Below are 25791 nucleotides of genomic sequence, written 5' to 3'. Positions count from 1 at the left end.
CAGATTTGAGATGTGAGATTTGAGATGTGAGATTTGGGATTTGAGATTTGAGATTTGGTCCCGATAGCTATCGGGATGAGATTTGGAATTTATCGAATGTATTTATAATGCCCAACAACCTCATACCGAAAAAGACAATCTTCCAAGACCTGTCCGCCGCCGACGTTGTGCACGATAAAATGTCTTCCGGTCGCCGTTTTGCGGTTTGTCACGATTCCTATGTGCGGTAATTTTCCGTTGATCATCCACGTCACGATTTCTCCCGTTTTGTAGTCCGATGCATTTTGCGTAACCGCGAGTTTCTTGCCCTTTCGCTCCAGAAATACTTCGAGATTTGGCACGCGCCTGTGGTCGATATTCGTGTCTGGCGTTTTCAATCCCCATTTTTTCGGATACTTCGCGAAGTTTTGGGCCATGTCTTCGTGCACCTCTTTTTGGAGGTCGATCCCAAGTTTGCGATACGACCGAATCACGACATCGGTACAAACGCCTTTGGTCTTTTCGACGTCCCCATTCGGGTACCCGATTTTCGTGTAAGCGCCGTCATACTTGACTTTGGTGTCGATTATGGAAATGGCTGCGTCAGACAATCGCGTCTCGAAATTCTTTTCAGTTCCGACGTGCAGCGTGGCGAGAATAAATAGCAAAGTGGCGAATTTCATACATATTGGTTTGGTCAAAGTTGTAACGCCGATCGCCTGCGATTTATTTTTGTAGGATTTGGATCGGAACCTACATTTAAGATTTTTTACAGATTTTCTGTAATTGGGATCGGTTTGCCCGACGTAATTTGGTCGATGCAAACGCCGAAACACGAATCATAGCCATGTCCGAAACCTCGAATTTCCAAATCCGCCAATGGTCTGAAGACGACAGACCGAGAGAAAAAATGCTGCTCAAGGGCAAAGCTGCGCTAAGCGACGCCGAATTGATCGCGATCTTGATAGGATCGGGAAACCGAAACGAGACCGCCGTCGATCTCGGAAAACGGATTTTGTCGAACGTCGGGAACAATCTCAATGAACTTTCGCGTCTGTCGCTCGCCCAACTCACGGCTTACAAAGGAATAGGCGAGGCAAAGGCGGTGACGATTTCGGCCGCGATGGAATTGGCGAGAAGGAAACGCGAATCGGAATCGCGGGAAATGTCGCAAATCTCGTCCAGCCACGATGTTTTTCAGATCATGCAACCTTTGATAGGAGAATTGCCCCACGAGGAATTTTGGGTGATTTACATGAACAACGCCAATAAAATCCTCAACAAATTCCAGTTGTCCAAAGGCGGAATGACGGGAACGATCGTCGATGTGCGCCTGGTTTACAAAGTCGCGCTGCAACACGGGGCGACCGGCGTGATCTTGTGCCACAATCATCCGTCGGGAACATTGAAAGCCAGCGAAGCCGACCGACAGATCACGCGAAAGCTCAAGATAGCCGGAGAAAATCTCGACATAAAAGTGCTCGACCACATCATCGTGACCGAAACGGCTTATATGAGTTTCGCCGACGAGGGAATATTATGAATTTGCCAACAATTCGTTTGCGCGCTAGTCGTTATATTTGCGGTCATTATGCAAACACTGACTTCCGTACGCGACGTTTTTTTCGACCTCGACCACACGCTTTGGGATTTCGATAAGAATTCGGCATTGGCTTTTGAAACGATTTTTTCCGAATTGGGAATCGACGTCGACCTCAAAGCTTACCTTGAGATCTACATTCCGATCAATCACGAGTACTGGGAAAAGTACAGAAAGGACGAGATTTCGCACGAAGAATTGCGCTACGGCCGATTCCGAAAAGCTTTTGATGTCCTGAAATTTGAGATTTCCGACGAACTTGTGCACCAGATTTCGGTCGAGTACATAAAATGCCTTCCGCAAAACAACCATTTGTTCGACGGCACTTTCGAGATTCTTGACTATCTGGGCCAAAAATATAACCTTCACATCATCACCAACGGTTTTGACGAAGTCCAGAAGCGAAAAATCGAGAACTCCGGATTGCAGCGTTATTTCAAGACCGTGACAAATTCTGAAATGGCGGGCGTCAAGAAACCAAATCCGCTTATATTTGAGCACGCTTTGCAGTTGGCCGAAGCCGACAAAAAACACAGCATCATGATTGGCGATTGTATCGAAGCTGACGTGAGAGGCGCGCTGAATTCGGGAATGGATGCCATTTTCTTCTGTCAGGATGCGACCGCATCGTATGAAGGCGTCAAAAAAATATCGAACCTCATTGAATTGAAAAAATTCCTATAAATGAAAAAACTTTTTACCGTTTTCGCGTTGCTGATTGCCCTGACTTTTCAGGCTCAAACCTCGGACGATGCACATCAGACGCTGAACAACTACAAGTTCGTGATCGTTCCGTCGAAATTCAGTTTCCTCAAGGAACCCGATCAATTCCAACTCAATATGTTCACGAAGATGTATTTTGAAAAATACGGCTTCAAGGTTTTTTACGACACCGATCTTTTGCCTCCAGAAGCTGCGGGAGATAACTGCAACAAGCTTTTCGCCGACGTAATCGCAGAAACCAATATGTTCGTCACCAAACTGACGGTTGTGTTGCGCGACTGCGTGAACAAAGAGGTATACAGATCTGACAAAGGTGCGAGTCGCGACAAAGATTACAAGATTTCATACAGGCAAGCACTTCGCGAAGCTTTCAAATCTTTCGACACTTTGGTATACGAGTACAACGGCAAAGACGGAATTCGTGGTGAATTGGGCGGCGCTGCGTTGCCCGCCTCAAAGTTGAAAACGGCTCCGAATCCTCAAAAGGACGATGTCATTGTCGACAAAAACACGCTATTCGCCCAACCTATAGAAAACGGTTTTCAATTGGTCAACTCTGAACCGAAAGTAATCTATAAACTCAAGAAGACTTCGTCCGACCAAGTATTTTTGGCCGAGAAAGACGGTCAGACCGGAACTTTTATCGCAAAAGGAAAAGGCAAATGGGTTTTCGAATACTATGTGAACGGACAGCTCAAAACTGACGAAGTCTCGGTCAAATTCTAGTAATCGTATCGGTCTTTCCAACGGTTGCGCAAGAACTCACGAGTGGAATTCTCGCGTGAGTTGTTGCCCGGATCGTAGATTTTCGTGCCTCTCAAAGCTTCGGGCAAAAAGTCCTGGTCTATGAAATTGTTCTCGTAGCTGTGGGCATATTTGTATTCTTCGCCGTATCCGAGTTCTTTCATCAACTTCGTAGGAGCGTTTCTCAAAGGCAAAGGAACGGGCAAATCTCCGTGTTCGCGAACCAGCTTTTGCGCGCGTCCGATAGCTTCGTAGCTTGCGTTGCTTTTGGGTGAAGTCGCGAGGTAAACCGCGCATTGGCTCAAAATGATACGCGATTCCGGATAGCCGATCGTCGTCACGGCCTGAAAGGTGTTGTTGGCGATCACAAGCGCCGTCGGGTTTGCGTTTCCGATGTCTTCGCTGGCCAGGATCAACATTCTTCTGGCGATGAATTTCACGTCTTCTCCGCCTTCGATCATTCTCGCAAGCCAATAAACCGCGCCGTTCGGATCACTTCCTCGCATCGACTTGATGAATGCCGATATGATGTCGTAATGCTGTTCTCCCGTCTTGTCGTACAAAACCGTGTTCTGTTGGGCAATTTTGAGCACCATTTCGTTTGTTATCGCAATGGTATCTCCGCCGGTCGCGTTCACTACGAGCTCGAACACGTTCAGCAATTTTCTTCCGTCTCCACCCGAAAGCCGCAACAGCGCTTCGGTTTCCTTGAGTTTTATCTTTTTGGATTGCAGGACGACGTCGGTTTTGATCGCGCGTTCCAAAAGCGCTTCCAGATCTTCTCTTGAAAACGGATTCAGCACATAAACCTGACAACGCGACAGTAAAGCGGGAATAACTTCGAAGCTCGGATTCTCTGTCGTGGCGCCAATCAGCGTAACCCAACCTTTTTCGACGGCCGCGAGTAGTGAGTCCTGCTGGGATTTGCTGAAACGATGGATCTCATCGATAAACAAAAGCGGATTTTTTGCCGTAAACAAACCACCTGACTGTTTGGCTTTGTCGATCACTTCGCGCACGTCTTTCACGCCGGCGTTTATGGCGCTCAAAATGTAGAACGGGCGCTTCGATTCTTCGGCGATGATTTGCGCCAAGGTCGTTTTTCCTGTTCCCGGCGGACCCCAAAAAATAAGCGAAGGCACAACGCCGCGCGCAATTTGCTGCGTGAGCGAACCGTCTGGCCCGATCAGGTGGCGTTGCGCGATGTAATCCTCGAGTTTCTGTGGTCTTATCCGTTCTGCTAGTGGTGCATCCATGTTGCAAAAATACAGGTTTTGAGGCGCAGAGTTTTATAGGATTTGAAGATTTTGGAACGGAGTTGCAGTAGCAGTAGCAGTGGCAGTAGCAGTGGCAGTAGCAGTAGCAGAAGCAGTCGCAGTCGCAGAGTCGGCAAAATGGCGTGCGATTTGCCCCAAAGCTTTGGACAATGGGAATTCAGACGCTACTATTCTCAGGCACTCAGACACTAACTTTCTCAGGCACTCCAAAAAAACCTGACAAAATTTCACCTATCTTGAACTGGCCGCATTTTTGACCATTGCCGTGAAACCAACCGAGCCAAGTCGGTCGACATCGACTTTTGACTTTTGACAACCAAACCATGAACGACAATTACTTCAAATTCACGCCTTCGGTCTTTCTTTTCCCGCTTTTGTTCGCTTCCATAATTTGGGGCATTTATGGTGTCGAGCAGTATTTTAACCTCGATTTGCACTTTCTGGCGATATTGCCGCGGACCGTTCAGGGCTTGCCGGGAATTTTTACCAGCGCATTTTTGCACGGAAGTCTCGAGCACATCGTCAACAATTCGGTTCCGCTTGTGATCCTGATGGCCGCCTTGATTTATTTCTACCGGGAACTTTCGCTAAAAGTGATTTTTTTCGGGATATTGGTTTCGGGCGCTTTTACCTGGATTTTTGGCCGACAGGATTATCACTTGGGCGCAAGCGGACTGATTTATGTGTTGTTCAGTTTTATCTTTTTCAAGGGAATAATCACCAAATACTACCGTTTGGTAGCGCTTTCAATGGCCGTAATATTGAGTTACGGCGGGCTGATCTGGTATGTTTTTCCGGGAATCGAGGAAAGGATTTCGTGGGAAGGACACTTGGGTGGTTTCCTCGCCGGATTGTTGTTCGCCTTCGTCTACAAAACGCCCGAATATCACGAAATGCTCAAGTACGACTGGCAACGGCCTGACTTCAATCCCGAAGACGATCCTTTTATGAGGCGATTCGACGAGAATGGCAATTTCGTTAATCCGCCGAAGCCTGAGCCGGAAGAAGTTGTTTTGGACGAACCTCAGAATGTCGTGAGAATCCATTACACTTTCGTGCCCGAAATCCAGCAAATACCGAAACCTGATTCGGACGGGAGCGAGTTGAAACCGTAATTTTTGTGAATTGAAACCGGAAATCGAACAACGAAAAATGAATAACGAATATTGAATGTTGAACGGGAATAGCCCTGATGCAAGCGGTTAGCTTTTCGCGAAAAACGACTTAGCTTTTGCCCGCTTTGCCAAAGCGACCGGCGGAAGCTCTTGGCGAGCGTTGCAAAACTTGGCGTTTTTAAGAAAACTAAAAGCGGGTCAGCGGGATTTTGCTTCTAAAAATAAATGAACCAGTAAGAAATCAAGCGTATTTCCTGACTCCTTACCGGTTTAAAATAATGGATTTATGGCGGAATTAAAGGGAGCGCTGACGCACGGCTTCGTAAAGAAAAGCGCCGCAAGCGACAGAAACGTTGAGCGACCCGATCGTTCCGAACATGGGCAATTTGGCTTTTTCATCGACGATTTTCAATACCGAAGGATTGATTCCGCGCTCTTCCGAACCCATGATTATCGCCACGGGATCAGTAAAATTGACGTCGTATAAAGCACTTTCGGTTTTTTCGGTGGCCGCGACAGTCTTGATTCCCGAACCTTGCAGGTAGAAAATCGCGTCCTTGATGTGTTCGACCTTGCAGATCGGAACGTTGAAAACCGCTCCGGCCGACGTTTTTACCGTGTCACCGTTTACCGGCGCAGAACCCGCTTTTTGCACGATGATGCCGTTTACGCCCGTACACTCGGCAGTTCTGATGATCGCCCCGAAATTTCTCGCGTCGCTGAGTTGGTCGAGGATCAGGAACAAAGGCGTTTTGCCGGATTCGGTCACTTCGGTCACCAAAGTTTCCATGTCGTAGAATTTCACGGGCGAAATGCTCGCGATCGCGCCTTGGTGATTGAGCTTGGTCATCCGGTTGAGTTTTTCGACCGGCACATAAGAAAAGTTGATGTTGTGTTTCTTGAGCGTTCCGAGCAAATCGCGCATCAAAGTGCCTTGCGCATCTTTCTGGATGAAAACCTTATCGACTTCCTGCTTGTTGCGGATGGCTTCGATAATGGCGCGTATTCCGAAAATCTGGGATTCTTTTGACGGGATTTGTTCTTGTTCGTGTGATTCTTGTTCCATGGCGCAAAGATAGTTTTTTTGGGTCGCAACTGGCAAGGTTTCAAAAACCTTGTAGGTTTGGTAGAATGCAGAGTGCCAAATTGAAATCTATAGTGTTGTGCAGATTAGAAGTTCGCCTTCAAACTCAGATGCACGATTGAATTCGAGAGCTTGATAGGTTGGTCGCCCGTGCTTCCGTTGGCGTAAACGAGGTTCAGAAGTCCGGTTTTGGTTTGGAGTCCGAAGCCGAAACCGAGTCCTAACAGCGAGTCGCGCCTATTCGAGGTTTCATCGACGAAATAGCCGTAGTCGATGATCGAATGCACGTAAAGGTTCGGCGCGAGCACGTATCGGTATTCCGTGAGGATCGAACTCAGGAAATTCGCCTGCAGACTGCTTTCCTGGAAACCGCGGATCGAGTTGATGCCGCCAAAACGGTAAAGTTCATTGATGATATAAGTGTCGCTGCTCAGGTAATAATTGAGACTTTTGACGTTGACGATGTTCTTGTCGTTGAGATAGAAATTGTGGCGCAAATTGGCTTCGGCGAAGAGCTGTGAGTTTTTTTGCAGATTCGAATCTCGTGAACCGATGCCGACTTTGAAGAACAGACGCGTCTTTTCGGGAAATAAAAAGTCGTCGATCTTGTAGTCGATGTAATCGAGGTTCACGGTCGCAAAACGGTTTTCGTAATCGTTTATCGAAAAGTTGTTCTGGTTTTGGATATCGGACGATTCCGTCGATTGATAACCGAGGTAAAGTCGCGTATTGTAGTTGAAATAATAGCCGATGTCGATTGCGGTTTTGGTATTCTGGAAAGTCGAATCCTGCTTGAAAATGTTGAGCGCGGCCTTTACCCCGAAGCGCGATTTGAAAATGTAAGGCAGTTCGATCGAGGCGTTGAAAGTGCGTTGTTCCTTTCCGTCCGATTTCCAGTAAAGCGAAAATTCCTCTCCGGTATTGACGAAATTCACGAGCAGCAAATCGAGATAACCGCTAAAGACAAGTTTGGAATTGGCTTCGTCATTGGCGAATCCGATAAGTCCGTCAAAGCGCGACGGTTTGGCTTTTTCGACGTAGACGTAGACTTTGGTCGTGTCTGTCGTAAACAGGATTTCGGGATATTTCGTCTGGTTCAGGAAGCGGTATTTTCCCACGTCGTTGTAAAGATTCTGCAGCGTTTCCTGGTTGAAGGTCTTGTTTTTGTAAAGCCTGCGGATGTTGCGTTTGTGGCCTTCGGGCATTTTGTCATAACCAGAAAACACGATGTCGTTGACAACCCGCTGTTTTCCGGTGTCGATATTCAGGTCTGCCATTAGCGAATTTCCTTGCTTTCGGATGTTGACCAATTGCAATTTCGCGAGCGAATAGCCTTTCTTTTCCAAAGTCTGCAAAGCGTTGTTCAGAAAGGTTTCGGTTTGGGAAATCTCGAGTGAAACCGTGTCTTTTTCGTTCGGAAAAGCCAGCATTTTCAACTCTGGATTTTTTCCGAGATAAATTCGGACGGTTTTGGTGCGTTGGCCAAGCGAGAATTTGTAGGTGAAAGTTGAATCGTTTGTCTTTGAATTTCCGACGATTTCTGCCGATAGGAAGCCAATGCGCCCGAGTTTGGCCGAAAGCGCTTTTGCCTCGGATTCAATCGCTTTTGCGTTTGCGAAACTTTTGGGGTATCCGATCGAATCGATGATTTTGGTTTCGGATGCGTCGTTTCCGGAAATGACAAGCCCGAGCTGTTGCGAATTCGCCGCAAAGCCAAAGAGCAGGATCAGGAAAGGAATCAGGTTTTTCACGCGCAGTTTTTATGCAAACGCAAAATACGGGCTTTTAATATTGACTCGGATTTTTTGAAGCCACGATTTTCCCGGATGCATTCGATGATGGTTCGTATATTCTTGGCTGAAAACGCTCACGGACAAATTATGCTGCAAATATATATAGGAGAAAAAGTAGGAGTGAGATAGTCGTTCCGTGTTTCCGATTTTTGTAGCGTAAATATAAGTTTGTTTTTCGCGTGGATTTTGCGGCGTGCACTGCGCGAGGGATAGCAGCGGCATCCTTTTGCCGGCCTTTAAGGTTTTAGAAATCTCGAAGGTCTTGGCAAAAGATACAGCGGATAGCCCGACGGCGGCTCCTGACGCAATCCCGGAAGCCAAAACCTGCTATCGCTTTCTGCGCGTTCAGCTGGAAACTGCCGCCGGCGCGCCCGAAGAAAAATTCCAAGGCTCAAATTTCAAATTTCAAATCCCAAATTCCAAATCCCAAATCCCAAATCCCAAATCCAAGTTCCATCCCTATAGCTATCTCGATGAAAATCCAAATGCGTTGTCTTGTAGCTTCACTTGCTTGGTGTTTTCGCTTGAATGAAATGCTACTGATTTCGAGTTGGTTTTTGGATTATTTTCGCGTCGGAAACTTTTTGAGTGCCGCTTTTTTTCAGTGTTGGATTGGACGATGTCTTTTCAGAATAGCCGTGGAATTTGGAATTCGTCATTTGGAATTTTCTGTGAGTTGAAAATTAATGGGTTAAGATTTGTTCCATTAAAATAATTGACTACCTTTGCGACCCCGTAAATAGCGGGAATTAGAATCATAAAATTTTTTTAGTAAACATTATGCCAACAATTCAGCAATTAGTAAGAACTGGAAGAACCCAGATAACTAAGAAGAGTAAATCGGTTGCTTTGGATTCATGTCCTCAAAGACGTGGCGTTTGTACGCGTGTTTACACCACGACTCCTAAAAAGCCAAACTCCGCGATGCGTAAAGTAGCGCGTGTACGTTTGACTAACGGAAACGAGGTGAACGCATACATCCCAGGAGAAGGACACAACCTCCAAGAGCACTCGATAGTATTAGTTAGGGGCGGAAGGGTAAAAGATTTGCCAGGAGTTCGTTATCACATTGTGCGCGGTGCGCTTGACACTTCTGGTGTTGCAGGCCGTACACAACGCAGATCGAAATACGGAGCAAAACGCCCTAAAGACGCAAAAAAGTAATTTAAAAACGTCAAAAGTCTGACGCTGGAAGTTTAACGATCGATTCGTTCTGACTTCGGCTGCAAACCTTTGGCAAAAACTTGAAGAAATGAGAAAAAGACAGGCCAAGAAAAGACCTCTTTTACCAGATCCGCGTTTCAATGACCAGTTGGTAACACGTTTTGTCAACAATTTGATGTGGGACGGTAAAAAATCGACTGCCTTTAAAGTATTCTACGATGCAATTGATATCGTCGAGTCTAAGAAGCAGGACGCCGAAAAATCGGCACTAGAAATTTGGAAAGACGCTTTGACTAACGTAATGCCGCACGTAGAAGTACGTTCGCGTCGTGTTGGTGGAGCTACATTCCAGATTCCAATGCAAATTCGCCCGGATCGCAAGATCTCCATGGCGATGAAGTGGATGATCCTTTACGCACGTCGCCGTAACGAGAAATCGATGGCTCAGCGTTTGGCTAACGAAGTTTTGGCTGCTGCCAAAGAAGAAGGAGCTGCCGTGAAAAAACGTATGGATACTCACAAGATGGCAGAAGCTAACAAAGCATTCTCTCACTTTAGATTCTAATCAGGAAATGGCAAGAGACTTAAAATTTACCAGAAATATCGGGATCGCTGCTCACATTGACGCAGGTAAGACTACGACAACTGAGCGTATCCTGTTCTACACCGGAAAATCACACAAGATTGGTGAGGTGGTCTTGTTTTCCTTTTCTCGGCTGTTGACGGTGTTGAGCCGCAATCAGAGACGAACTGGAGACTTGCTGACCAGTACCGCGTTCCACGTATGGGCTTCGTCAACAAAATGGACCGTCAAGGGTCAAACTTCCTTGGAGTTTGCCAACAGGTTCGCGATATGTTGAAATCGAATGCTGTGGCTATCACGTTGCCAATCGGTGACGAGGCAGACTTTAGAGGAGTTGTCGACTTGGTGAAAAATCAGGCTATCGTATGGCATGATGAAACACAAGGAGCTACTTTCGATATCGTCGAAATCCCGGCTGACATGGTTGACGAAGTGAAAGAATACAGAGATATCCTGATCGAGGCAGTTGCTGACTACGATGAGAACTTGCTTGACAAGTACATGGAAGATCCGGATTCTATCACAGAAGAAGAAATCAACAACGCTTTGCGCGCTGCAACTATGGACATGGCCATCATCCCGATGATCGCCGGTTCTTCTTTCAAAAACAAAGGAGTTCAGTTCATGCTTGATGCAGTTTGTAAATATTTGCCTTCTCCGCTAGACAAAGAAGGTATCCAAGGGATTCACCCTGACGATGCTGACTTGTTGGAAGAAGACCAAACGAAAATCTTGCGTCGTCCGGACGTGAAAGAGCCGTTCGCTGCTTTGGCATTTAAGATCGCTACTGACCCATTCGTTGGTCGTTTGGCATTCTTCCGTGCTTATTCAGGACGTCTTGATGCTGGATCTTACGTATTGAACACGCGTTCCGGAAACAAGGAGCGTATCTCTCGTATCTATCAGATGCACGCCAACAAGCAAAACCCTATCGATTACATCGAGGCAGGTGATATTGGAGCTGCAGTAGGATTTAAGGATATCAAAACAGGAGATACATTGTGTGATGAAAAACACCCAATCATCCTTGAATCAATGAAATTCCCGGCGCCGGTAATTGGTATCGCTATCGAGCCTAAAACGAAGGCTGACGTTGATAAGATGGGTATGGCTTTGGCTAAATTGGCTGAAGAAGATCCAACGTTTACAGTCCGTACGGACGAAGCTTCAGGGCAAACGATCATTTCTGGAATGGGTGAGCTTCACCTTGACATCTTGGTCGACCGTATGAAGCGTGAGTTCAAAGTGGAAGTGAACCAAGGTGAGCCACAAGTTGAATACAAGGAAGCTTTTACGAAAGCCGCTCAACACAGAGAGGTTTACAAGAAGCAATCAGGTGGTCGCGGTAAATTCGGTGACATCGTATTCAAATTGGAGCCAGCCGAAGAAGTTGACGGAAAAGTTCCTGTTGGATTGCAGTTCGTCAATGCAGTTAAAGGTGGTAACGTTCCTAAGGAATATATCCCTTCTGTAGAAAAAGGTTTCCGCGAAGCGATGAAACAAGGTCCTTTGGCAGGTTATCAAGTAGATAGTTTGAAAGTTACTTTGCTTGACGGATCGTTCCACCCGGTCGATTCAGATGCACTATCGTTCGAATTGGCTGCTAAACTTGGCTACCGTGAAGTGGCGAAAGCTGCAGGAGCGATCGTTCTTGAGCCTATCATGAAAATGGAAGTCATCACTCCGGAAGAGAATATGGGAGATATCGTTGGTGATATCAACCGTCGTCGCGGACAAGTGAATGACATGGGTGACAGAAACGGTGCTAAAACGATCAAGGCCGATGTGCCACTTTCTGAAATGTTCGGATATGTAACCACACTCCGTACGCTTTCTTCAGGACGTGCTACTTCTACCATGGAGTTTTCACACTACGCTGAAACGCCTTCAAACATTTCTGAAGCGGTAATCAAAAAAGCAAAAGGTAACTAACGCCTAATCTTTAAGAAAATGAGTCAAAAAATCAGAATAAAACTGAAATCTTACGATCACATGCTTGTTGACAAGTCGTCCGAGAAGATCGTAAAAACGGTAAAGAGCACTGGCGCTGTCGTTACAGGTCCGATTCCTTTGCCAACACATAAAAAATTGTTTACCGTATTGCGTTCTCCGCACGTAAACAAGAAAGCTCGTGAGCAGTTCGAGGTAATGTCTTACAAGAGACTTATCGACATCTACTCTTCCTCATCAAAGACAATCGACGCTCTTATGAAACTCGAATTGCCTAGCGGTGTTGAAGTCGAGATCAAAGTCTGATAATCTGTTTCAGATACCATAAATAAGCAAATGATCGGTTTTGTAGCCGGTCATTTGTTTTTTTATGCCGATTCGGTAAAAGGCGAAAAAGCGCGTTTTTGTTGGGATTTTGAAAGATTGTCTGTCATTGGCCGATAGTTTTTGGGAAATTTCCGAAAACATGCTGATTTCGTTTTGTTTACTGAATGTTAATCTCTATATTTGCACGCTCAAAAAATAGCGTATAGGCTGTTTTGAATCAATTGTTTAATAATTAATTAATTTTTATGTCTGGGTTAATTGGAAGAAAAATCGGCATGACCAGCATCTTCGACGAGAACGGAAAAAACGTTCCTTGTACGGTGATCGAAGCTGGACCATGTGTGGTTACCCAAGTCAGAACCAACGAGGTCGACGGGTATGAAGCGTTGCAACTTGGTTTCGATGACAAATCTGAAAAGCATTCCAACAAAGCTGCTGAAGGTCACTTCAAGAAAGCTGGTACGGTTGCCAAGAAGAAAGTCGTTGAATTCAAAGAGTTCGCAAGCGGGCAGAAACTTGGTGATGTTATCGATGTTACCATTTTCGAAGAAGGTGAATTTGTAGACGTTCAAGGCGTTTCAAAAGGAAAAGGTTTCCAGGGTGTAGTTAAGCGTCACGGATTTGGTGGTGTGGGTCAAGCGACTCACGGTCAGCACAACCGTTTGCGTGCTCCTGGTTCTGTTGGAGCTTCATCTTATCCTTCACGTGTATTCAAAGGAATGCGCATGGCAGGAAGAATGGGTGGAGATAATGTTAAAGTACAAAACTTGAGAGTATTGAAAGTCGTAGCCGACAAAAACCTTATTTTGGTTAAAGGTGCGGTTCCCGGACACAAAAACTCTTACCTAATCATTCAGAAGTAATGGACGTAAAAGTTTTAAATATCAGCGGAAAAGAAACCGGACGTACAGTTAGCCTGGACGCTGCGGTTTTCGGGATCGAGCCAAACAAACACGCCGTTTATCTTGATGTGAAGCAGTATTTGGCCAACCAACGCCAAGGTACTCACAAAGCGAAAGAGCGTGCTGAAGTTACAGGTTCAACCCGTAAGATCAAGAAACAAAAAGGAACTGGTACTGCTCGTGCCGGATCTATCAAGAACCCTTTGTTCAAAGGTGGTGGTACTATTTTCGGACCTCGCCCAAGAAGCTACTCGTTCAAATTGAACAAAAACCTAAAGCGTTTGGCTCGTAAGAGTGTGCTTTCTGCAAAAGTTCATGAGAGTAATTTGGTAGTAATTGAAGACTTCAACTTCGATGCTCCTAACACTAAAAACTTCATCAACGTATTGAAAGCTTTAGGGTTAGAGAATAAAAAGTCACTGTTTGTGTTGGGTGATGCCAACAAAAACGTATATTTGTCGTCTCGAAATTTGAAGAGCTCAAATGTTGTAACTTCTTCAGAACTAAGTACTTACGCTATTTTGAATGCAAATAATGTAGTGCTTCTTGAAGGATCTGTAGAAGGAATTGTAGAGAACCTAAGTAAATAAGAAGGCGATGAGTATCATTATCAAACCAATCGTTACTGAAAAAGTAACCCGTGAAAGCGAACTTGCTAACCGTTACGGTTTCGTTGTTGCTCAAAAAGCCAACAAAGTTGAAATCAAGAAAGCTGTTGAGGCTACTTACGGAGTTAGCGTAGTAGACGTAAACACTATGAATGTACGCCCTGACCGATCTGTGAAATACACGAAAAGTGGTATGATCAGTGCCAAGAAGAGTGGTTTCAAGAAAGCCATTGTTCAGGTTAAGGAGGGTGACACAATCGATTTTTATAACAATATCTAATTAGAAGACTAAGATGTCAGTTAGAAAATTAAAGCCTATTACCCCGGGTCAGCGTTTTAGAGTTGTGAATAGCTTTGACACTATCACAACTGATAAGCCGGAGCGTTCTTTGCTCGCACCGATAAAAAACTCAGGCGGTAGAAATAGTCAAGGGAAAATGACCATGCGTTACACAGGCGGTGGTCACAAGAAAAGGTATCGTATCATCGATTTTCAACGCACGAAAGCGGGAGTTCCTGCTACTGTGAAGTCAATCGAGTATGATCCGAACAGAACTGCGTTCATCGCTTTGTTGGCTTACGCCGATGGAGCCAAAACGTATGTAATTGCTCAAAACGGATTGAAAGTTGGTCAGACTGTAGTGTCTGGCGAGAACGCTCAGCCGGAAATTGGGAATACAATGCCACTTAGCAAAATTCCTCTAGGTACGGTTATCTCTTGTATCGAGTTGCGTCCAGGTCAAGGTGCGGTTATCGCGCGTTCGGCTGGAACATTCGCTCAGTTGATGGCTCGTGACGGGAAGTACGCTACAATCAAGATGCCTTCAGGAGAGACTCGTTTGATTCTTTTGACTTGTTCGGCCACGATTGGTGCTGTTTCCAATTCAGATCACCAATTGGTCGTTTCAGGTAAGGCTGGACGTTCACGTTGGTTGGGCCGTCGTCCTCGTACGAGACCAGTTGCCATGAACCCTGTTGATCACCCGATGGGTGGTGGTGAAGGACGCTCTTCTGGAGGTCACCCACGCTCACGTAAAGGTCTTCCGGCTAAAGGTTACAGAACTCGTGCTAAGGCTAATCCGAGCAATAAGTATATTGTAGAACGCAGAAAGAAATAATAAGACATGGCACGTTCATTAAAGAAAGGACCTTTCGTACACTATAAACTAGAAAAGAAAGTTCTTGAAAACGCTGAAAAAGGCAACAAAGGAGTTGTGAAGACTTGGTCTCGCGCTTCTATGATCACGCCTGATTTCGTGGGCCAGACTATCGCAGTCCACAATGGTCGCCAGTTCGTTCCGGTTTATGTTACCGAGAACATGGTCGGTCACAAACTAGGAGAATTTTCGCCTACCCGCTCATTCCGCGGTCACGCAGGTGCTAAAAACAAAGGTAAAAAATAAGAAGTCATGGGAGTTCGTAAAAGAGAAAGAGCGGAAGCTATCAAAGAAGCTAACAAGTCGTTGGCCTTTGGGAAATTGAACAATTGCCCTACTTCACCTCGCAAAATGCGCCTGGTAGCTGATCTGGTAAGAGGCCAGAAGGTAGGTCATGCACTAAACATCTTGAGATTCAGCCAAAAAGAGGCTTCTCGTAAACTTGAAACATTGGTTCGTTCGGTACTTGCTAACTGGCAGGCGAAAAACCCTGATGCAAGTATGGAAGACGCTGGCTTGTTCATCAAGGAGATCCGTGTAGATGGAGGAATGATGTTGAAGAGACTTCGTCCTGCTCCACAGGGTCGTGCACACAGAATTAGAAAACGTTCCAACCACGTAACTGTTGTTTTGGGACAAACCGATAACACACAAGTTAATTCATAAGTAAGCATGGGACAAAAGACTAATCCAATTGGGAATCGCCTTGGAATTATCAGAGGATGGGATTCAAACTGGTACGGAGGAAACGACTACGGCGACAAATTGGCCGAAGATCACAAAATCCGTAAGTACGTTCATGCTCGCTTGAGTAAAGCTAGTGTGTCTAAAGTGATCATCGAGAGAACTTTGAAGCTTGTAACCGTTACTATCACCACTGCACGTCCTGGTATCATCATCGGGAAAGGCGGCCAGGAGGTAGACAAGTTGAAAGAAGAGCTTAAGAAGATTACCGACAAGGAAGTTCAGATCAACATCTTTGAGATCAAACGTCCGGAACTAGATGCCTTTTTGGTTGCATCAAGCATCTGTCGTCAAATCGAAAGCCGTATTTCTTACCGTCGTGCCATCAAGATGGCTATCGCAGCCTCTATGCGTATGAACGCCGAAGGAATCAAGGTTCAGATTTCGGGTCGTTTGAATGGTGCCGAAATGGCCCGTTCAGAAAACTTCAAAGAAGGTCGTATTCCATTGTCAACTTTCAGAGCAGATATTGACTACGCTTTGGCGGAAGCTCACACGACTTACGGTCGTATGGGGATCAAGGTCTGGATTATGAAAGGCGAGGTTTACGGAAAGAGAGATCTTTCTCCACTTGTAGGTATGGACAAGCAGAAATCCGGTGGAAAAGGTGGAGACGCCCCACGCGGAGATCGCAAGCCTAACGACCGTAGGAGAGATGACAACAAATCTGGAGGTCCTCGTAAAAGAAAGTAATTAACTTAAGGTAAAGTAGAAAAATGTTACAGCCGAAAAGAACCAAGTACCGCAAGGTACAGAAGGGCAGAATGAAAGGTCTTTCCCAAAGAGGGCATGAACTTTCTAACGGTATGTTCGGAATTAAATCAGTTCACGAGACAGGTATGTTCCTGACTTCACGTCAAATCGAGGCTGCGCGTATCGCTGCAACCCGTTTCATGAAACGTGAAGGTCAATTGTGGATCAAGATTTTCCCGGATAAGCCAATCACTAAGAAACCTCTTGAGGTACGTATGGGTAAAGGTAAAGGTGCCGTTGAATATTGGGCAGCCGTTGTCAAACCCGGAAAAATCATGTTCGAAGTCGGAGGAGTTCCTTTGGCAGTTGCAAAAGAGGCACTTCGCCTTGCAGCCCAAAAGCTTCCGGTAAAGACTAAGTTTGTTGTAGCAAGGGATTTCGAAGCTTAATCTTAATCTGTAGAAAAAATGAAACAATCTGAAATTAAAGATCTTTCTGCAGAGCAATTGCAGGAAAAGCTCAACGAAAGCAAGAAATCATACCTTGAGTTGACATCAACTCACGCGATTTCTCCTATTGCGAATCCGCTTCAAATCAGAAGCCTCAGAAGAACAGTCGCAAGACTCCACACTGAAATCGCTAAAAGAGCACAACAATAATCTGCCCGAAAGATGGAAGAAAAAAGAAACTTAAGAAAAGAAAGAGTCGGGGTTGTCACTTCGAACAAAATGGATAAGTCCATTGTTGTTGCTGAGACAAAGAAAGTAAAGCACCCGCTATACGGTAAGTTCGTGTTGAAAACTAAAAAGTATCACGCACACGACGAAACAAACGACTGCAACATTGGTGACACAGTGCGTATCTCTGAGACACGTCCATTGTCAAAAACCAAGTGCTGGAGACTAGTTGAAATCATTGAAAGAGCTAAGTAATTATGGTACAACAGGAATCAAGATTAAAAGTAGCAGACAACACCGGAGCGAAAGAAGTTCTTACGATCCGTGTGCTTGGTGGAACGAAACGTCGTTACGCCTCTGTCGGAGATAAAATCGTAGTTTCGATCAAAGACGCCACTCCAAACGGAAACGTAAAGAAAGGTGCTGTATCGACTGCAGTTGTTGTACGTACCAAGAAAGAGGTTAGGAGAGCCGATGGTTCTTACATCCGTTTCGACGATAATGCATGTGTTCTTTTGAACGCTGCCGGCGAAATGAGAGGAACCCGTGTTTTTGGTCCGGTTGCGAGAGAACTTCGTGAGAAACAATTCATGAAAATCGTTTCACTGGCACCTGAAGTGCTTTAATTTTTACAATGATGACAAAGCTTAAAATTAAATCAGGAGATATCGTTCGCGTTATCGCAGGTGACCACAAAGGTTCTGAGGGCAAAGTCGTTCGCGTTTACCGTGAGAAAAACAAAGCGGTAGTAGAAGGCGTGAACATGGTGTCGAAACACACTAAACCGAGCGCGAAAAACCCACAAGGTGGAATCGTAAAGAAAGAAGCTCCTATCCACGTGTCTAACCTTGCTTTGGTTGACGCTAAGACGAAAACTACAACGAAAGTTGGTTTCCGTACGGAAGGAGACAAAAAAGTCCGTTTTTCTAAAAAATCTAATCAAGTAATCTAATCATGGCTTATATCCCAAGACTAAAGCAGGAATACAAAGACCGCGTTGTCTCTGCCCTGAAAGAAGAATTCGGCTATAAAAACGTAATGCAAGTTCCAAAACTTGAGAAAATCGTTTTGAGCCGTGGAGTAGGTGCTGCCGTTTCTGACAAGAAATTGATCGATTACGCAGTAGACGAACTTACAAAAATCACTGGCCAAAAGGCTGTTTCGACTATCTCTAAAAAGGACGTTGCGTCTTTCAAATTGAGAAAAGGAATGCCAATTGGAGCAAAAGTGACTTTGCGCGGAGAGCGTATGTATGAATTCCTTGATCGTTTGATCACGGCGGCATTGCCACGTGTTCGTGACTTCAGCGGAATCAACGCTACAGGTTTCGACGGCCGCGGAAACTACAACCTTGGAGTTGTTGAGCAGATCATCTTCCCTGAAATCGACATCGACAAGGTGAACAAGATTTCTGGTATGGATATCACTTTCGTGACTTCTGCCCAAACTGACAAAGAGGCTAAATCACTTTTGGCTGAACTAGGTTTACCATTTAAAAAGAACTAAGACATGGCTAAAGAATCAATGAAAGCCCGTGAGGTGAAGCGTCAAAAGACGGTTGACAAGTATGCAGAAAAACGTAAAGCTTTGCTAGAAGCTGGAGATTACGTAGGTTTGCAAAAATTACCGAGAAACGCTTCGCCCGTTCGTTTGCACAATCGTTGCAAATTAACCGGAAGACCAAGGGGTTACATGCGACAATTTGGTATTTCACGCGTTACTTTCCGTGAAATGGCAAATTCAGGATTGATCCCAGGTGTGAAGAAAGCCAGCTGGTAATTTGTTGAAAATTTCCTTTTGTTGTGAGTCAAATCCTACAAAAGGAAATTTTAACATATTTTTAACGAGTTTAATTGGTTACAGGTTCGTCAGTGTGGTGCTGCCGAATACCACAACCGCAATTTTATATAAATGTATACAGATCCAATCGCGGACTACCTCACACGAGTCCGTAACGCTGTGGCCGCAAACCACAAAGTGGTGGAAATCCCTGCTTCGAAAATGAAGAAGGAAATCACTAAGATTTTGTTCGATCAAGGTTATATCTTGAGCTACAAATTCGAAGATGACAAAGTCCAGGGAACCATCAAGATCGCTCTTAAGTATGACAAAGACACAAAAGAGCCGGTCATTAAAGATATCCAAAGAATCAGTAAACCAGGTCTACGTAAGTACGCAGGTGCTTCAAACCTTCCTCGCATCCTCAACGGATTGGGTATTGCCATCGTTTCTACTTCAAGAGGTCTTATGACCGGGAAACAGGCAAAACAACTCAATGTTGGTGGCGAGGTTATTTGTTACGTATACTAATCTTAAATCCGATAGAAGATGTCAAGAATAGGTAAAAACCCAGTCGCAATCCCAGCGGGAGTTACGGTTGACGTAGCAAATAACGTAGTTACGGTAAATGGAAAATTGGGTCAGCTTACACAGAATTTCGCAGATGTTGACGTGAAATTGGAAGATGGCCAAGTAGTGGTTGAACGTTCTTCAAACGACAAAGACCAACGTTCAAAACACGGTTTGTACCGCGCTTTGATCGCAAATATGATCACCGGAGTTTCTACGGGTTTCACAAAAGAACTCGAACTTGTAGGAGTCGGTTACAGGGCTTCAAACGCTGGCCAGAAATTGGATTTGGCGCTTGGATTCTCGCACAACATCGTGCTTGAAGTTGCACCTGAAGTAAAGATTGAGACTATTTCAGAAAAAGGTAAGAACCCAATCATCAAGCTTACGTCTTATGACAAACAGCTTTTGGGAGCAGTTGCGGCGAAAATCCGCGGATTCCGTCGTCCGGAACCTTACAAAGGAAAAGGTGTCAAGTTCGTAGGAGAAGTATTGAGAAGAAAAGCAGGTAAATCAGCTTAATAAGTAGAAGTATGTCATTAACTAAATCCGAGAGAAAACAAAGGATCAAGTTCAGAATCAGAAAGATTGTGAACGGAACGGCCACAAAGCCTAGACTCGCTATTTTCCGTAGCAACAAAGAGATCTATGCTCAGGTAATCGACGACGTGAATGGTGTTACGCTACTTGCTGCATCTTCAAGAGACAAAGGTTTCGACGCTTCGGGAACGGCTTCAGACAAGGCTACGGCCGTTGGAAAAGCAGTTGCTGATAAGGCGTTGAAAGCTGGTATTACAGAAGTTGCCTTCGACAGAGGAGGTAACCTTTACCACGGACGTATTAAATCACTAGCAGACGGCGCAAGAGAAGCCGGGCTTAAATTCTAAGAATCATGTATCATACATATAAAAACGTAGAACTGGTAAAGCCAAGCGGACTCGAATTGAAAGACCGTCTGGTTGCTGTGAACCGTGTAACTAAGGTTACTAAGGGTGGACGTGCCTTCGGGTTCTCTGCTATCGTAGTAGTCGGTGACGAGAACGGTGTTGTAGGTCACGGTTTGGGTAAGTCGAAAGACGTTTCTGAAGCAATCGCGAAAGCGGTGGAAGACGCTAAGAAAAACCTGGTTCGTATTCCACTTGCCGGACAATCGGTTCCACACGAGCAAAAAGGAAAATTTGGTGGTGCGCGCGTTAATTTGATGCCAGCCTCTCACGGTACAGGAGTTATCGCCGGTGGTGCGGTACGTGCCGTACTTGAGTCAGTTGGTATCCACGACGTATTGTCAAAATCACAAGGATCATCTAACCCTCACAACGTGGTAAAAGCGACTTTCGATGCTTTGCTTCAGATGAGAAGCGCCTACACTATCGCAAAACAGCGCGGTGTATCGCTTGAGAAAGTGTTTAAAGGTTAATAACAGGAATCATGGCAAAACTAGTAGTAAAGCAAGTTAGAAGTCAAATCAACTGTCCACTCACGCAAAAAAGAGGTCTCGTAGCTTTGGGACTTAAAAGAGTGGGTCAAGTTGTGGAGCACGAGTCAAATCCTGCTATCCTTGGGATGATAAACAAAGTCAAACACTTGGTTTCTGTAGAGGAATCAAATTAATCCACTGTTATGAATCTAAGTAATTTGCAGCCTGCAACAGGCTCAACTCATAATCAGAATAAGCGCGTAGGTCGCGGTGAAGGTTCCGGAAAAGGCGGAACTGCGGCACGTGGACACAAAGGAGCCAAATCTCGTTCGGGTTATTCTCGTAAGATTGGTTTCGAAGGTGGACAGATGCCATTGCAACGCCGTGTGCCTAAGTTCGGTTTCAAGAACATCAACCGTGTGGAGTATCAAGGGATCAACCTTGACACGCTTCAGGCTTTGGTAGAAAACAACGTCGTTACTGACACTGTAGATTTCACTACGATTGTCGCTAACCGTTTGGCTACTAAAAACGAAGTCGTGAAAATCCTTGGAAGAGGTGAATTGAAAGCGAAACTTAAAGTAAGCGCTCACAAATTTACTGCGACTGCAAAAGCTGCCATCGAGGCTGCTGGCGGAGAAGCTATAGAACTGTAATCAGTCTGGCACGATGAAGAAAATTTTTGAATCATTCGCTAACGTCTGGAAAATCGACGAATTGCGCAACCGTATCACATTTACGTTGTTGTTGCTTCTCGTCTATAGATTTGGTGCGCACGTTACTCTTCCGGGTATCGACGCAACAGCTCTGGACAGTTTGGCTAACCAGACAGATAAAGGTATCGGATCGATCATTGATATGTTCACGGGAGGTGCTTTCTCTAAAGCATCGGTGTTCGCCCTCGGGATCATGCCGTACATTTCTGCCTCTATCGTGGTTCAGTTGATGGGAATCGCTATTCCTTATCTTCAGAAGCTACAGAAAGAAGGTGAAAGTGGACGCAAGAAACTCAACCAGATCACACGTTGGTTGACTATCCTGATCACGCTCGTACAAGGTCCGGGTTACATTTATAACCTTTACCGTACGTTGCCGGCAGACGCTTTCCTTATGGGATTTGATTCGTTCTCCTTCCTTTTCTCATCGGTACTTATCCTTTCGACAGGAACCATCTTCGCGATGTGGCTTGGAGAGAAGATCACCGACAAAGGGATTGGAAACGGTATTTCCCTGTTGATCATGGTTGGAATCCTGGCTCGCCTTCCACAGGCATTCTTTCAGGAATTCACCTCTACGATCACTAACAACAATGGCGGACCGATGATTCTTGTAATCGAAGTCATCGTATGGTTGCTTGTCATCATCTCTTGTGTACTCTTGGTTATGGCGGTGCGCCGTATTCCGGTTCAGTACGCCAGAAGAACGGTATCAGGCGAGTTCGAACAAGATGGAAACCGTCAATGGATTCCACTTAAGCTAAACGCTGCCGGTGTTATGCCGATCATCTTCGCTCAGGCGATCATGTTCATCCCGGCTGCCCTTGCAGGACTTTCACAGTCTGAGACTTCACAGTCTGTAGCAGGAGCGTTCAGCAATATGTTCGGTTTGTGGTACAACCTTGTATTCGGTTTGTTGATTGTACTTTTTACGTACTTCTACACCGCCATCACGGTTCCTACCAACAAAATGGCCGATGATTTGAAAAGAAGTGGCGGTTTCATCCCAGGCGTTCGTCCGGGTCAGGAAACGTCCGATTTTCTTGATCACATTATGTCATTGATTACTTTTCCGGGTTCTTTGTTCCTTGCTTTGATCGCGATTTTCCCTGCGATCCTGGTAAGCGTGCTGAACGTACAACAAGCCTGGGCAATGTTCTTCGGAGGTACATCTTTGATCATTATGGTAGGTGTCGCTATCGATACCATCCAACAGATCAACTCGTATCTTTTGAACAAACATTATGACGGCTTGATGAAGAGCGGTAAAAACAGAAAAGCGGTAGCTTAATTTTATGGCGAAACAATCAGCAATAGAACAGGACGGATCGATTATCGAGGCACTGTCGAATGCAATGTTCCGAGTCGAACTCGAAAACGGTCACATCGTGATTGCACACATCTCCGGTAAAATGCGAATGCACTACATCAAGTTGCTTCCGGGCGACAAGGTGAAACTGGAAATGAGCCCGTACGATTTGTCCAAAGCAAGAATCACATATAGATACTAGCCGTAGGTTTACAGGCATTGAGTAACCACTTAGTGCCTGAATCCTAAAGCATAAAGCAAAAAAAGATGAAAGTAAGAGCATCAGTAAAGAAAAGAAGCGCAGAGTGCATCATTGTGCGCAGAAAAGGAAGATTATACGTAATCAACAAAAAGAATCCTAGATTCAAACAAAGACAAGGTTAATTATGGCAAGAATAGCAGGGGTAGACATCCCAAAAAACAAAAGAGGAGTTATCGCTTTGACCTATATCTTCGGTATCGGTAATAGCCGTGCCGCTGAAATCTTGGCCAAAGCCGGAGTCAGTGAAGACATCAAAGTACAAGAGTGGAACGACGACCAGATCGGTGCTATCCGTGAGGCTGTTTCTTACTACAAGATCGAAGGTGAACTTCGTTCTGAAACGTCTTTGAACATCAAACGTTTGATGGATATCGGTTGTTACCGTGGCATCCGTCACAGAGCGGGACTTCCGCTTCGTGGCCAACGCACGAAAAACAACTCACGTACGAGAAAAGGTAAACGTAAAACTGTTGCTAACAAGAAGAAAGCAACCAAATAATAAGTAGAGATGGCTAAAGCAGCAGCTAAAAAACGCAAAGTCGTAATTGAATCTACAGGAGAGGCTCACGTTAGCGCCACTTTCAACAACATCATCATTTCCTTGACAAACAAGAAAGGTGAAGTTATCTCTTGGTCTTCAGCTGGTAAAATGGGTTTCCGTGGCTCTAAGAAGAACACGCCATACGCAGCTCAGATGGCCGCCGAAGATTGCAGCAAAGTTGCGATCGAAGCAGGTTTGAAGAAAGTGAAAGTGTATGTGAAAGGACCAGGAAACGGACGTGAGTCTGCGATCCGTACCTTGCACAACAGTGGAATCGAAGTTACCGAAATCATCGACGTAACTCCAATGCCGCACAACGGATGCCGTCCTCCAAAGAGACGTCGCGTTTAATAAATTAGAGTAATAAGTATAAACCGGATTGCGCAAAAGGTTATCGGAGGATTTGACCTGAATTCATAACCGCGTGTCCAAAAAAATTAGAAATGGCAAGATATACTGGTCCACAAACTAAAATCGCCCGTAAATTTGGTGAGGCGATCTTCGGAGACGATAAGTCATTCGAAAAGAAGAATTACCCTCCAGGGCAACACGGCCTAGCGAAAAAGAGAGGTAAAAAATCAGAATACGCAGTACAGTTGATGGAAAAGCAAAAAGCGAAGTACACTTACGGTATTCTTGAGAAGCAATTCCGCGGATTGTTCGAAAAAGCATCTGCTTCACGTGGTGTAACCGGTGAGGTTTTGATCCAGCTTTGCGAAGCTCGTTTGGATAACGTGGTTTTCCGTATGGGAATCGCTCCTTCTCGCCGTGCAGCCCGTCAAATCGTTTCACACCGTCATATCACAGTGAATGGCGAGTTGGTGAACATTCCTTCTTATCACTTGAAAGCTGGCGACAAGGTAGCCGTTCGTGAGAAGTCAAAATCTCTTGACGCAATCACGAATTCTTTGGCTGCATCTTCTCATGTTTATGAGTGGATCACCTGGAACCAAGCAACTCTAGAAGGTACTTTCGTTTCTGTTCCTGCACGTCTTCAGATTCCTGAAAACATCAAGGAGCAACTAATCGTCGAATTGTACAACAAATAATAACTGACGCAGTCGAAATTATGGCAATATTTAATTTTCAGAAACCCGATAAGGTTATCATGATTGATTCAACCGACTCAGAAGGCAAATTCGAATTTCGCCCTCTTGAGCCAGGCTATGGATTGACTGTTGGTAATGCTTTGAGAAGGGTCCTGCTTTCCGCACTGGAAGGATATGCAATCACCTCGGTACGCATCGAAGGTGTAGATCACGAATTCTCCACTATTTCAGGAGTTGTGGAAGATGTGACCGAAATCATCCTCAACCTGAAGCAGGTGCGTTTCAAACGCCAGATTGAAGACGTAGACAACGAGTCGGTTACCATTTCCGTTTCAGGAAAAGATCAGCTTACCGCTGGTGATTTCCAGAAGTTCATCTCTGGTTTCCAGGTATTGAACCCAGAACTTGTAATCTGCAATCTAGACAGCAAAGTAAATGTCAACATGGAGTTGACTATCGAAAAAGGACGTGGTTACGTTCCGGCTGAAGAGAACAAAAAGCAAAACGCGCCAATCGGTACAATCGCTACAGACTCGATCTTTACTCCGGTAAAGAACGTGAAGTACGCTATCGAGAACTTCCGCGTTGAGCAAAAAACCGATTACGAGAAACTGGTTTTCGAAATCAAGACAGACGGATCAATCGCTCCAAAAGATGCATTGACCGAAGCTGCCAAGGTTTTGATCCACCACTTCATGTTGTTCAGCGACGAGCGTATCACGCTTGAGGCTGACGAAATCGCACAAACAGAATCTTACGATGAGGAATCGTTGCACATGCGTCAGCTATTGAAGACCAAATTGGTCGATATGGACTTGTCGGTTCGCGCCCTCAACTGTTTGAAAGCTGCTGAAGTGGAGACTTTGGGAGACCTCGTTTCTTTCAACAAGAACGATTTGATGAAATTCCGCAACTTCGGTAAGAAGTCTTTGACTGAGCTTGATGAACTCGTAGCTCAGAAAAACCTGACTTTCGGAATGGATCTAAGCAAGTATAAATTAGATAAAGACTAGTTCGCAGCGCGAATT

General features: G+C 45.2%; 39 protein-coding genes and 1 pseudogene. 36 read left to right on the top strand and 4 right to left on the bottom strand.

Going from position 1 to position 25791, the window contains the following annotated elements; all coding sequences use genetic code 11:
• Positions 1-89: 89 nt before the first annotated feature.
• Positions 90-662, bottom strand: a complete 573-nt coding sequence (locus EOO49_RS15400) for a DUF1287 domain-containing protein (protein ID WP_290847282.1) — start codon at positions 660-662, stop codon at positions 90-92.
• Positions 663-826: 164 nt separating this feature from the next.
• Between EOO49_RS15400 and radC the strand changes: the two genes are divergently transcribed.
• From radC to EOO49_RS15385, 3 genes are read left to right on the top strand one after another with little or no spacing between them, the layout of a single operon-like run.
• Positions 827-1522 carry a DNA repair protein RadC gene (gene radC, locus EOO49_RS15395; RefSeq protein WP_290847280.1) on the top strand — a complete coding sequence of 232 codons (696 nt, stop codon included), beginning with the start codon at positions 827-829 and terminating at the stop codon, positions 1520-1522.
• A gap of 48 nt (positions 1523-1570) precedes the next feature.
• The gene (locus tag EOO49_RS15390; protein WP_290847278.1) at positions 1571-2263 is read left to right on the top strand and encodes a YjjG family noncanonical pyrimidine nucleotidase; all 693 of its coding nucleotides are present in this window, start codon (positions 1571-1573) and stop codon (positions 2261-2263) included.
• Positions 2264-3028, top strand: a complete 765-nt coding sequence (locus tag EOO49_RS15385; RefSeq protein WP_290847276.1) for a hypothetical protein — start codon at positions 2264-2266, stop codon at positions 3026-3028.
• Here the strand turns inward: EOO49_RS15385 and EOO49_RS15380 are convergent.
• Positions 3025-4302, bottom strand: a complete 1278-nt coding sequence (locus tag EOO49_RS15380) for a replication-associated recombination protein A (RefSeq protein ID WP_290847274.1) — start codon at positions 4300-4302, stop codon at positions 3025-3027. The two genes, EOO49_RS15385 and EOO49_RS15380, sit on opposite strands and share 4 nt — an antisense overlap.
• A 344-nt stretch (positions 4303-4646) precedes the next feature.
• Between EOO49_RS15380 and EOO49_RS15375 the strand changes: the two genes are divergently transcribed.
• Positions 4647-5438 (top strand): rhomboid family intramembrane serine protease, encoded by a 792-nt coding sequence (locus EOO49_RS15375; protein ID WP_290847272.1) that lies wholly within the window; start codon positions 4647-4649, stop codon positions 5436-5438.
• A gap of 295 nt (positions 5439-5733) precedes the next feature.
• Here the strand turns inward: EOO49_RS15375 and rlmB are convergent, their stop codons facing one another.
• Together rlmB and EOO49_RS15365 are read right to left on the bottom strand one after the other, a co-directional pair.
• Positions 5734-6504 (bottom strand): 23S rRNA (guanosine(2251)-2'-O)-methyltransferase RlmB, encoded by a 771-nt coding sequence (gene rlmB, locus EOO49_RS15370; RefSeq protein ID WP_290847269.1) that lies wholly within the window; start codon positions 6502-6504, stop codon positions 5734-5736.
• 104 nt (positions 6505-6608) lie between these two features.
• Complete coding sequence (locus tag EOO49_RS15365; protein WP_290847267.1) at positions 6609-8273, bottom strand: hypothetical protein; 1665 nt, start codon at positions 8271-8273, stop codon at positions 6609-6611.
• 304 nt (positions 8274-8577) lie between these two features.
• Here EOO49_RS15365 and EOO49_RS15360 point away from each other — a divergent pair, with 304 nt between their 5' ends.
• From EOO49_RS15360 to EOO49_RS15205, 32 genes and pseudogenes are all read left to right on the top strand, one after another.
• Positions 8578-8847, top strand: coding sequence for a hypothetical protein (locus EOO49_RS15360; RefSeq protein ID WP_290847265.1), 270 nt, complete (start codon positions 8578-8580; stop codon positions 8845-8847).
• A gap of 248 nt (positions 8848-9095) precedes the next feature.
• On the top strand, positions 9096-9479 hold the full coding sequence (rpsL, locus tag EOO49_RS15355) for a 30S ribosomal protein S12 (RefSeq protein ID WP_169528676.1): 384 nt from the start codon (positions 9096-9098) through the stop codon (positions 9477-9479).
• An 88-nt stretch (positions 9480-9567) separates the two neighbouring features.
• Positions 9568-10044: a 30S ribosomal protein S7 gene (rpsG, locus tag EOO49_RS15350; protein WP_176005649.1), complete on the top strand. Its 477-nt coding sequence runs from the start codon at positions 9568-9570 to the stop codon at positions 10042-10044.
• 7 nt (positions 10045-10051) lie between these two features.
• A pseudogene (fusA, locus tag EOO49_RS15345) lies at positions 10052-11994 on the top strand (elongation factor G).
• Between the two features lie 18 nt (positions 11995-12012).
• Positions 12013-12318, top strand: a complete 306-nt coding sequence (rpsJ, locus tag EOO49_RS15340; protein ID WP_091141407.1) for a 30S ribosomal protein S10 — start codon at positions 12013-12015, stop codon at positions 12316-12318.
• Positions 12319-12584: 266 nt separating this feature from the next.
• On the top strand, positions 12585-13202 hold the full coding sequence (gene rplC, locus EOO49_RS15335) for a 50S ribosomal protein L3 (protein ID WP_290847259.1): 618 nt from the start codon (positions 12585-12587) through the stop codon (positions 13200-13202).
• Positions 13202-13831: a 50S ribosomal protein L4 gene (gene rplD / locus EOO49_RS15330; protein ID WP_290847257.1), complete on the top strand. Its 630-nt coding sequence runs from the start codon at positions 13202-13204 to the stop codon at positions 13829-13831. Before rplC ends, rplD begins: the two co-directional genes overlap by 1 nt.
• 7 nt (positions 13832-13838) lie before the next feature.
• Complete coding sequence (gene rplW, locus EOO49_RS15325) at positions 13839-14129, top strand: 50S ribosomal protein L23 (protein WP_290847255.1); 291 nt, start codon at positions 13839-13841, stop codon at positions 14127-14129.
• 13 nt (positions 14130-14142) lie between these two features.
• Entirely contained in the window at positions 14143-14967 is an 825-nt protein-coding gene (rplB, locus tag EOO49_RS15320; protein ID WP_290847253.1) for a 50S ribosomal protein L2, read from the top strand.
• A gap of 6 nt (positions 14968-14973) precedes the next feature.
• A complete protein-coding gene (rpsS, locus tag EOO49_RS15315) occupies positions 14974-15252 on the top strand; it encodes a 30S ribosomal protein S19 (RefSeq protein WP_191021041.1) in 279 nt (92 codons plus the stop codon).
• 6 nt (positions 15253-15258) lie between these two features.
• Positions 15259-15672: a 50S ribosomal protein L22 gene (rplV, locus tag EOO49_RS15310; protein ID WP_290847251.1), complete on the top strand. Its 414-nt coding sequence runs from the start codon at positions 15259-15261 to the stop codon at positions 15670-15672.
• 6 nt (positions 15673-15678) lie between these two features.
• Entirely contained in the window at positions 15679-16443 is a 765-nt protein-coding gene (rpsC, locus tag EOO49_RS15305; RefSeq protein WP_290847248.1) for a 30S ribosomal protein S3, read from the top strand.
• Between the two features lie 23 nt (positions 16444-16466).
• The gene (gene rplP, locus EOO49_RS15300; protein WP_290847246.1) at positions 16467-16892 is read left to right on the top strand and encodes a 50S ribosomal protein L16; all 426 of its coding nucleotides are present in this window, start codon (positions 16467-16469) and stop codon (positions 16890-16892) included.
• Positions 16893-16910: 18 nt separating this feature from the next.
• Complete coding sequence (gene rpmC / locus EOO49_RS15295; RefSeq protein WP_290847244.1) at positions 16911-17102, top strand: 50S ribosomal protein L29; 192 nt, start codon at positions 16911-16913, stop codon at positions 17100-17102.
• Positions 17103-17114: 12 nt separating this feature from the next.
• Positions 17115-17375, top strand: coding sequence for a 30S ribosomal protein S17 (gene rpsQ / locus EOO49_RS15290; RefSeq protein ID WP_290847242.1), 261 nt, complete (start codon positions 17115-17117; stop codon positions 17373-17375).
• 2 nt (positions 17376-17377) lie between these two features.
• Positions 17378-17746 carry a 50S ribosomal protein L14 gene (rplN, locus tag EOO49_RS15285; protein WP_007803649.1) on the top strand — a complete coding sequence of 123 codons (369 nt, stop codon included), beginning with the start codon at positions 17378-17380 and terminating at the stop codon, positions 17744-17746.
• An 11-nt stretch (positions 17747-17757) separates the two neighbouring features.
• Positions 17758-18072, top strand: a complete 315-nt coding sequence (rplX, locus tag EOO49_RS15280) for a 50S ribosomal protein L24 (protein WP_290847369.1) — start codon at positions 17758-17760, stop codon at positions 18070-18072.
• Positions 18073-18074: 2 nt separating this feature from the next.
• The gene (rplE, locus tag EOO49_RS15275; protein ID WP_290847240.1) at positions 18075-18626 is read left to right on the top strand and encodes a 50S ribosomal protein L5; all 552 of its coding nucleotides are present in this window, start codon (positions 18075-18077) and stop codon (positions 18624-18626) included.
• A gap of 3 nt (positions 18627-18629) precedes the next feature.
• Positions 18630-18899, top strand: a complete 270-nt coding sequence (gene rpsN, locus EOO49_RS15270) for a 30S ribosomal protein S14 (protein WP_191021034.1) — start codon at positions 18630-18632, stop codon at positions 18897-18899.
• Positions 18900-19031: 132 nt separating this feature from the next.
• Positions 19032-19430, top strand: coding sequence for a 30S ribosomal protein S8 (rpsH, locus tag EOO49_RS15265; RefSeq protein ID WP_176005663.1), 399 nt, complete (start codon positions 19032-19034; stop codon positions 19428-19430).
• Positions 19431-19448: 18 nt separating this feature from the next.
• Entirely contained in the window at positions 19449-19991 is a 543-nt protein-coding gene (gene rplF / locus EOO49_RS15260) for a 50S ribosomal protein L6 (RefSeq protein ID WP_290847236.1), read from the top strand.
• Positions 19992-20002: 11 nt separating this feature from the next.
• Positions 20003-20356 carry a 50S ribosomal protein L18 gene (gene rplR, locus EOO49_RS15255; RefSeq protein WP_290847234.1) on the top strand — a complete coding sequence of 118 codons (354 nt, stop codon included), beginning with the start codon at positions 20003-20005 and terminating at the stop codon, positions 20354-20356.
• 5 nt (positions 20357-20361) lie between these two features.
• A complete protein-coding gene (gene rpsE, locus EOO49_RS15250; RefSeq protein ID WP_290847232.1) occupies positions 20362-20886 on the top strand; it encodes a 30S ribosomal protein S5 in 525 nt (174 codons plus the stop codon).
• Positions 20887-20897: 11 nt separating this feature from the next.
• A complete protein-coding gene (rpmD, locus tag EOO49_RS15245; protein WP_290847230.1) occupies positions 20898-21080 on the top strand; it encodes a 50S ribosomal protein L30 in 183 nt (60 codons plus the stop codon).
• Positions 21081-21089: 9 nt separating this feature from the next.
• Positions 21090-21542: a 50S ribosomal protein L15 gene (gene rplO, locus EOO49_RS15240; RefSeq protein ID WP_290847228.1), complete on the top strand. Its 453-nt coding sequence runs from the start codon at positions 21090-21092 to the stop codon at positions 21540-21542.
• Between the two features lie 13 nt (positions 21543-21555).
• Positions 21556-22893 carry a preprotein translocase subunit SecY gene (gene secY / locus EOO49_RS15235; RefSeq protein ID WP_290847226.1) on the top strand — a complete coding sequence of 446 codons (1338 nt, stop codon included), beginning with the start codon at positions 21556-21558 and terminating at the stop codon, positions 22891-22893.
• Between the two features lie 4 nt (positions 22894-22897).
• The gene (gene infA, locus EOO49_RS15230) at positions 22898-23113 is read left to right on the top strand and encodes a translation initiation factor IF-1 (RefSeq protein ID WP_007136545.1); all 216 of its coding nucleotides are present in this window, start codon (positions 22898-22900) and stop codon (positions 23111-23113) included.
• 65 nt (positions 23114-23178) lie between these two features.
• The gene (ykgO, locus tag EOO49_RS15225; protein WP_002987490.1) at positions 23179-23295 is read left to right on the top strand and encodes a type B 50S ribosomal protein L36; all 117 of its coding nucleotides are present in this window, start codon (positions 23179-23181) and stop codon (positions 23293-23295) included.
• 2 nt (positions 23296-23297) lie between these two features.
• Positions 23298-23672, top strand: coding sequence for a 30S ribosomal protein S13 (gene rpsM, locus EOO49_RS15220; protein ID WP_290847225.1), 375 nt, complete (start codon positions 23298-23300; stop codon positions 23670-23672).
• 9 nt (positions 23673-23681) lie between these two features.
• On the top strand, positions 23682-24065 hold the full coding sequence (gene rpsK / locus EOO49_RS15215; RefSeq protein WP_290847223.1) for a 30S ribosomal protein S11: 384 nt from the start codon (positions 23682-23684) through the stop codon (positions 24063-24065).
• 92 nt (positions 24066-24157) lie between these two features.
• Positions 24158-24763: a 30S ribosomal protein S4 gene (gene rpsD / locus EOO49_RS15210; protein WP_290847220.1), complete on the top strand. Its 606-nt coding sequence runs from the start codon at positions 24158-24160 to the stop codon at positions 24761-24763.
• A gap of 20 nt (positions 24764-24783) precedes the next feature.
• Positions 24784-25776 (top strand): DNA-directed RNA polymerase subunit alpha, encoded by a 993-nt coding sequence (locus EOO49_RS15205; RefSeq protein WP_290847218.1) that lies wholly within the window; start codon positions 24784-24786, stop codon positions 25774-25776.
• Positions 25777-25791: the final 15 nt, after the last annotated feature.

The sequence above is a fragment of the Flavobacterium sp. genome (assembly GCF_004295795.1).
Lineage (GTDB): Bacteria > Bacteroidota > Bacteroidia > Flavobacteriales > Flavobacteriaceae > Flavobacterium.
Note: the sequence above shows the minus strand (reverse complement) of the source record. Positions and strands in the feature narration are given on the sequence as shown.

Bases quoted from the DNA above. Each gene is read 5' to 3' on its own strand.
- EOO49_RS15400 (WP_290847282.1), bottom strand. From the start codon at position 662: ATGAAATTCGCCACTTTGCTATTTATTCTCGCCACGCTGCACGTCGGA.
- radC (WP_290847280.1), top strand. From the start codon at position 827: ATGTCCGAAACCTCGAATTTCCAAATCCGCCAATGGTCTGAAGACGAC.
- EOO49_RS15390 (WP_290847278.1), top strand. From the start codon at position 1,571: ATGCAAACACTGACTTCCGTACGCGACGTTTTTTTCGACCTCGACCAC.
- EOO49_RS15385 (WP_290847276.1), top strand. From the start codon at position 2,264: ATGAAAAAACTTTTTACCGTTTTCGCGTTGCTGATTGCCCTGACTTTT.
- EOO49_RS15380 (WP_290847274.1), bottom strand. From the start codon at position 4,302: ATGGATGCACCACTAGCAGAACGGATAAGACCACAGAAACTCGAGGAT.
- EOO49_RS15375 (WP_290847272.1), top strand. From the start codon at position 4,647: ATGAACGACAATTACTTCAAATTCACGCCTTCGGTCTTTCTTTTCCCG.
- rlmB (WP_290847269.1), bottom strand. From the start codon at position 6,504: ATGGAACAAGAATCACACGAACAAGAACAAATCCCGTCAAAAGAATCC.
- rpsL (WP_169528676.1), top strand. From the start codon at position 9,096: ATGCCAACAATTCAGCAATTAGTAAGAACTGGAAGAACCCAGATAACT.
- rpsG (WP_176005649.1), top strand. From the start codon at position 9,568: ATGAGAAAAAGACAGGCCAAGAAAAGACCTCTTTTACCAGATCCGCGT.
- rpsJ (WP_091141407.1), top strand. From the start codon at position 12,013: ATGAGTCAAAAAATCAGAATAAAACTGAAATCTTACGATCACATGCTT.
- rplC (WP_290847259.1), top strand. From the start codon at position 12,585: ATGTCTGGGTTAATTGGAAGAAAAATCGGCATGACCAGCATCTTCGAC.
- rplD (WP_290847257.1), top strand. From the start codon at position 13,202: ATGGACGTAAAAGTTTTAAATATCAGCGGAAAAGAAACCGGACGTACA.
- rplW (WP_290847255.1), top strand. From the start codon at position 13,839: ATGAGTATCATTATCAAACCAATCGTTACTGAAAAAGTAACCCGTGAA.
- rplB (WP_290847253.1), top strand. From the start codon at position 14,143: ATGTCAGTTAGAAAATTAAAGCCTATTACCCCGGGTCAGCGTTTTAGA.
- rpsS (WP_191021041.1), top strand. From the start codon at position 14,974: ATGGCACGTTCATTAAAGAAAGGACCTTTCGTACACTATAAACTAGAA.
- rplV (WP_290847251.1), top strand. From the start codon at position 15,259: ATGGGAGTTCGTAAAAGAGAAAGAGCGGAAGCTATCAAAGAAGCTAAC.
- rpsC (WP_290847248.1), top strand. From the start codon at position 15,679: ATGGGACAAAAGACTAATCCAATTGGGAATCGCCTTGGAATTATCAGA.
- rplP (WP_290847246.1), top strand. From the start codon at position 16,467: ATGTTACAGCCGAAAAGAACCAAGTACCGCAAGGTACAGAAGGGCAGA.
- rpmC (WP_290847244.1), top strand. From the start codon at position 16,911: ATGAAACAATCTGAAATTAAAGATCTTTCTGCAGAGCAATTGCAGGAA.
- rpsQ (WP_290847242.1), top strand. From the start codon at position 17,115: ATGGAAGAAAAAAGAAACTTAAGAAAAGAAAGAGTCGGGGTTGTCACT.
- rplN (WP_007803649.1), top strand. From the start codon at position 17,378: ATGGTACAACAGGAATCAAGATTAAAAGTAGCAGACAACACCGGAGCG.
- rplX (WP_290847369.1), top strand. From the start codon at position 17,758: ATGACAAAGCTTAAAATTAAATCAGGAGATATCGTTCGCGTTATCGCA.
- rplE (WP_290847240.1), top strand. From the start codon at position 18,075: ATGGCTTATATCCCAAGACTAAAGCAGGAATACAAAGACCGCGTTGTC.
- rpsN (WP_191021034.1), top strand. From the start codon at position 18,630: ATGGCTAAAGAATCAATGAAAGCCCGTGAGGTGAAGCGTCAAAAGACG.
- rpsH (WP_176005663.1), top strand. From the start codon at position 19,032: ATGTATACAGATCCAATCGCGGACTACCTCACACGAGTCCGTAACGCT.
- rplF (WP_290847236.1), top strand. From the start codon at position 19,449: ATGTCAAGAATAGGTAAAAACCCAGTCGCAATCCCAGCGGGAGTTACG.
- rplR (WP_290847234.1), top strand. From the start codon at position 20,003: ATGTCATTAACTAAATCCGAGAGAAAACAAAGGATCAAGTTCAGAATC.
- rpsE (WP_290847232.1), top strand. From the start codon at position 20,362: ATGTATCATACATATAAAAACGTAGAACTGGTAAAGCCAAGCGGACTC.
- rpmD (WP_290847230.1), top strand. From the start codon at position 20,898: ATGGCAAAACTAGTAGTAAAGCAAGTTAGAAGTCAAATCAACTGTCCA.
- rplO (WP_290847228.1), top strand. From the start codon at position 21,090: ATGAATCTAAGTAATTTGCAGCCTGCAACAGGCTCAACTCATAATCAG.
- secY (WP_290847226.1), top strand. From the start codon at position 21,556: ATGAAGAAAATTTTTGAATCATTCGCTAACGTCTGGAAAATCGACGAA.
- infA (WP_007136545.1), top strand. From the start codon at position 22,898: ATGGCGAAACAATCAGCAATAGAACAGGACGGATCGATTATCGAGGCA.
- ykgO (WP_002987490.1), top strand. From the start codon at position 23,179: ATGAAAGTAAGAGCATCAGTAAAGAAAAGAAGCGCAGAGTGCATCATT.
- rpsM (WP_290847225.1), top strand. From the start codon at position 23,298: ATGGCAAGAATAGCAGGGGTAGACATCCCAAAAAACAAAAGAGGAGTT.
- rpsK (WP_290847223.1), top strand. From the start codon at position 23,682: ATGGCTAAAGCAGCAGCTAAAAAACGCAAAGTCGTAATTGAATCTACA.
- rpsD (WP_290847220.1), top strand. From the start codon at position 24,158: ATGGCAAGATATACTGGTCCACAAACTAAAATCGCCCGTAAATTTGGT.
- EOO49_RS15205 (WP_290847218.1), top strand. From the start codon at position 24,784: ATGGCAATATTTAATTTTCAGAAACCCGATAAGGTTATCATGATTGAT.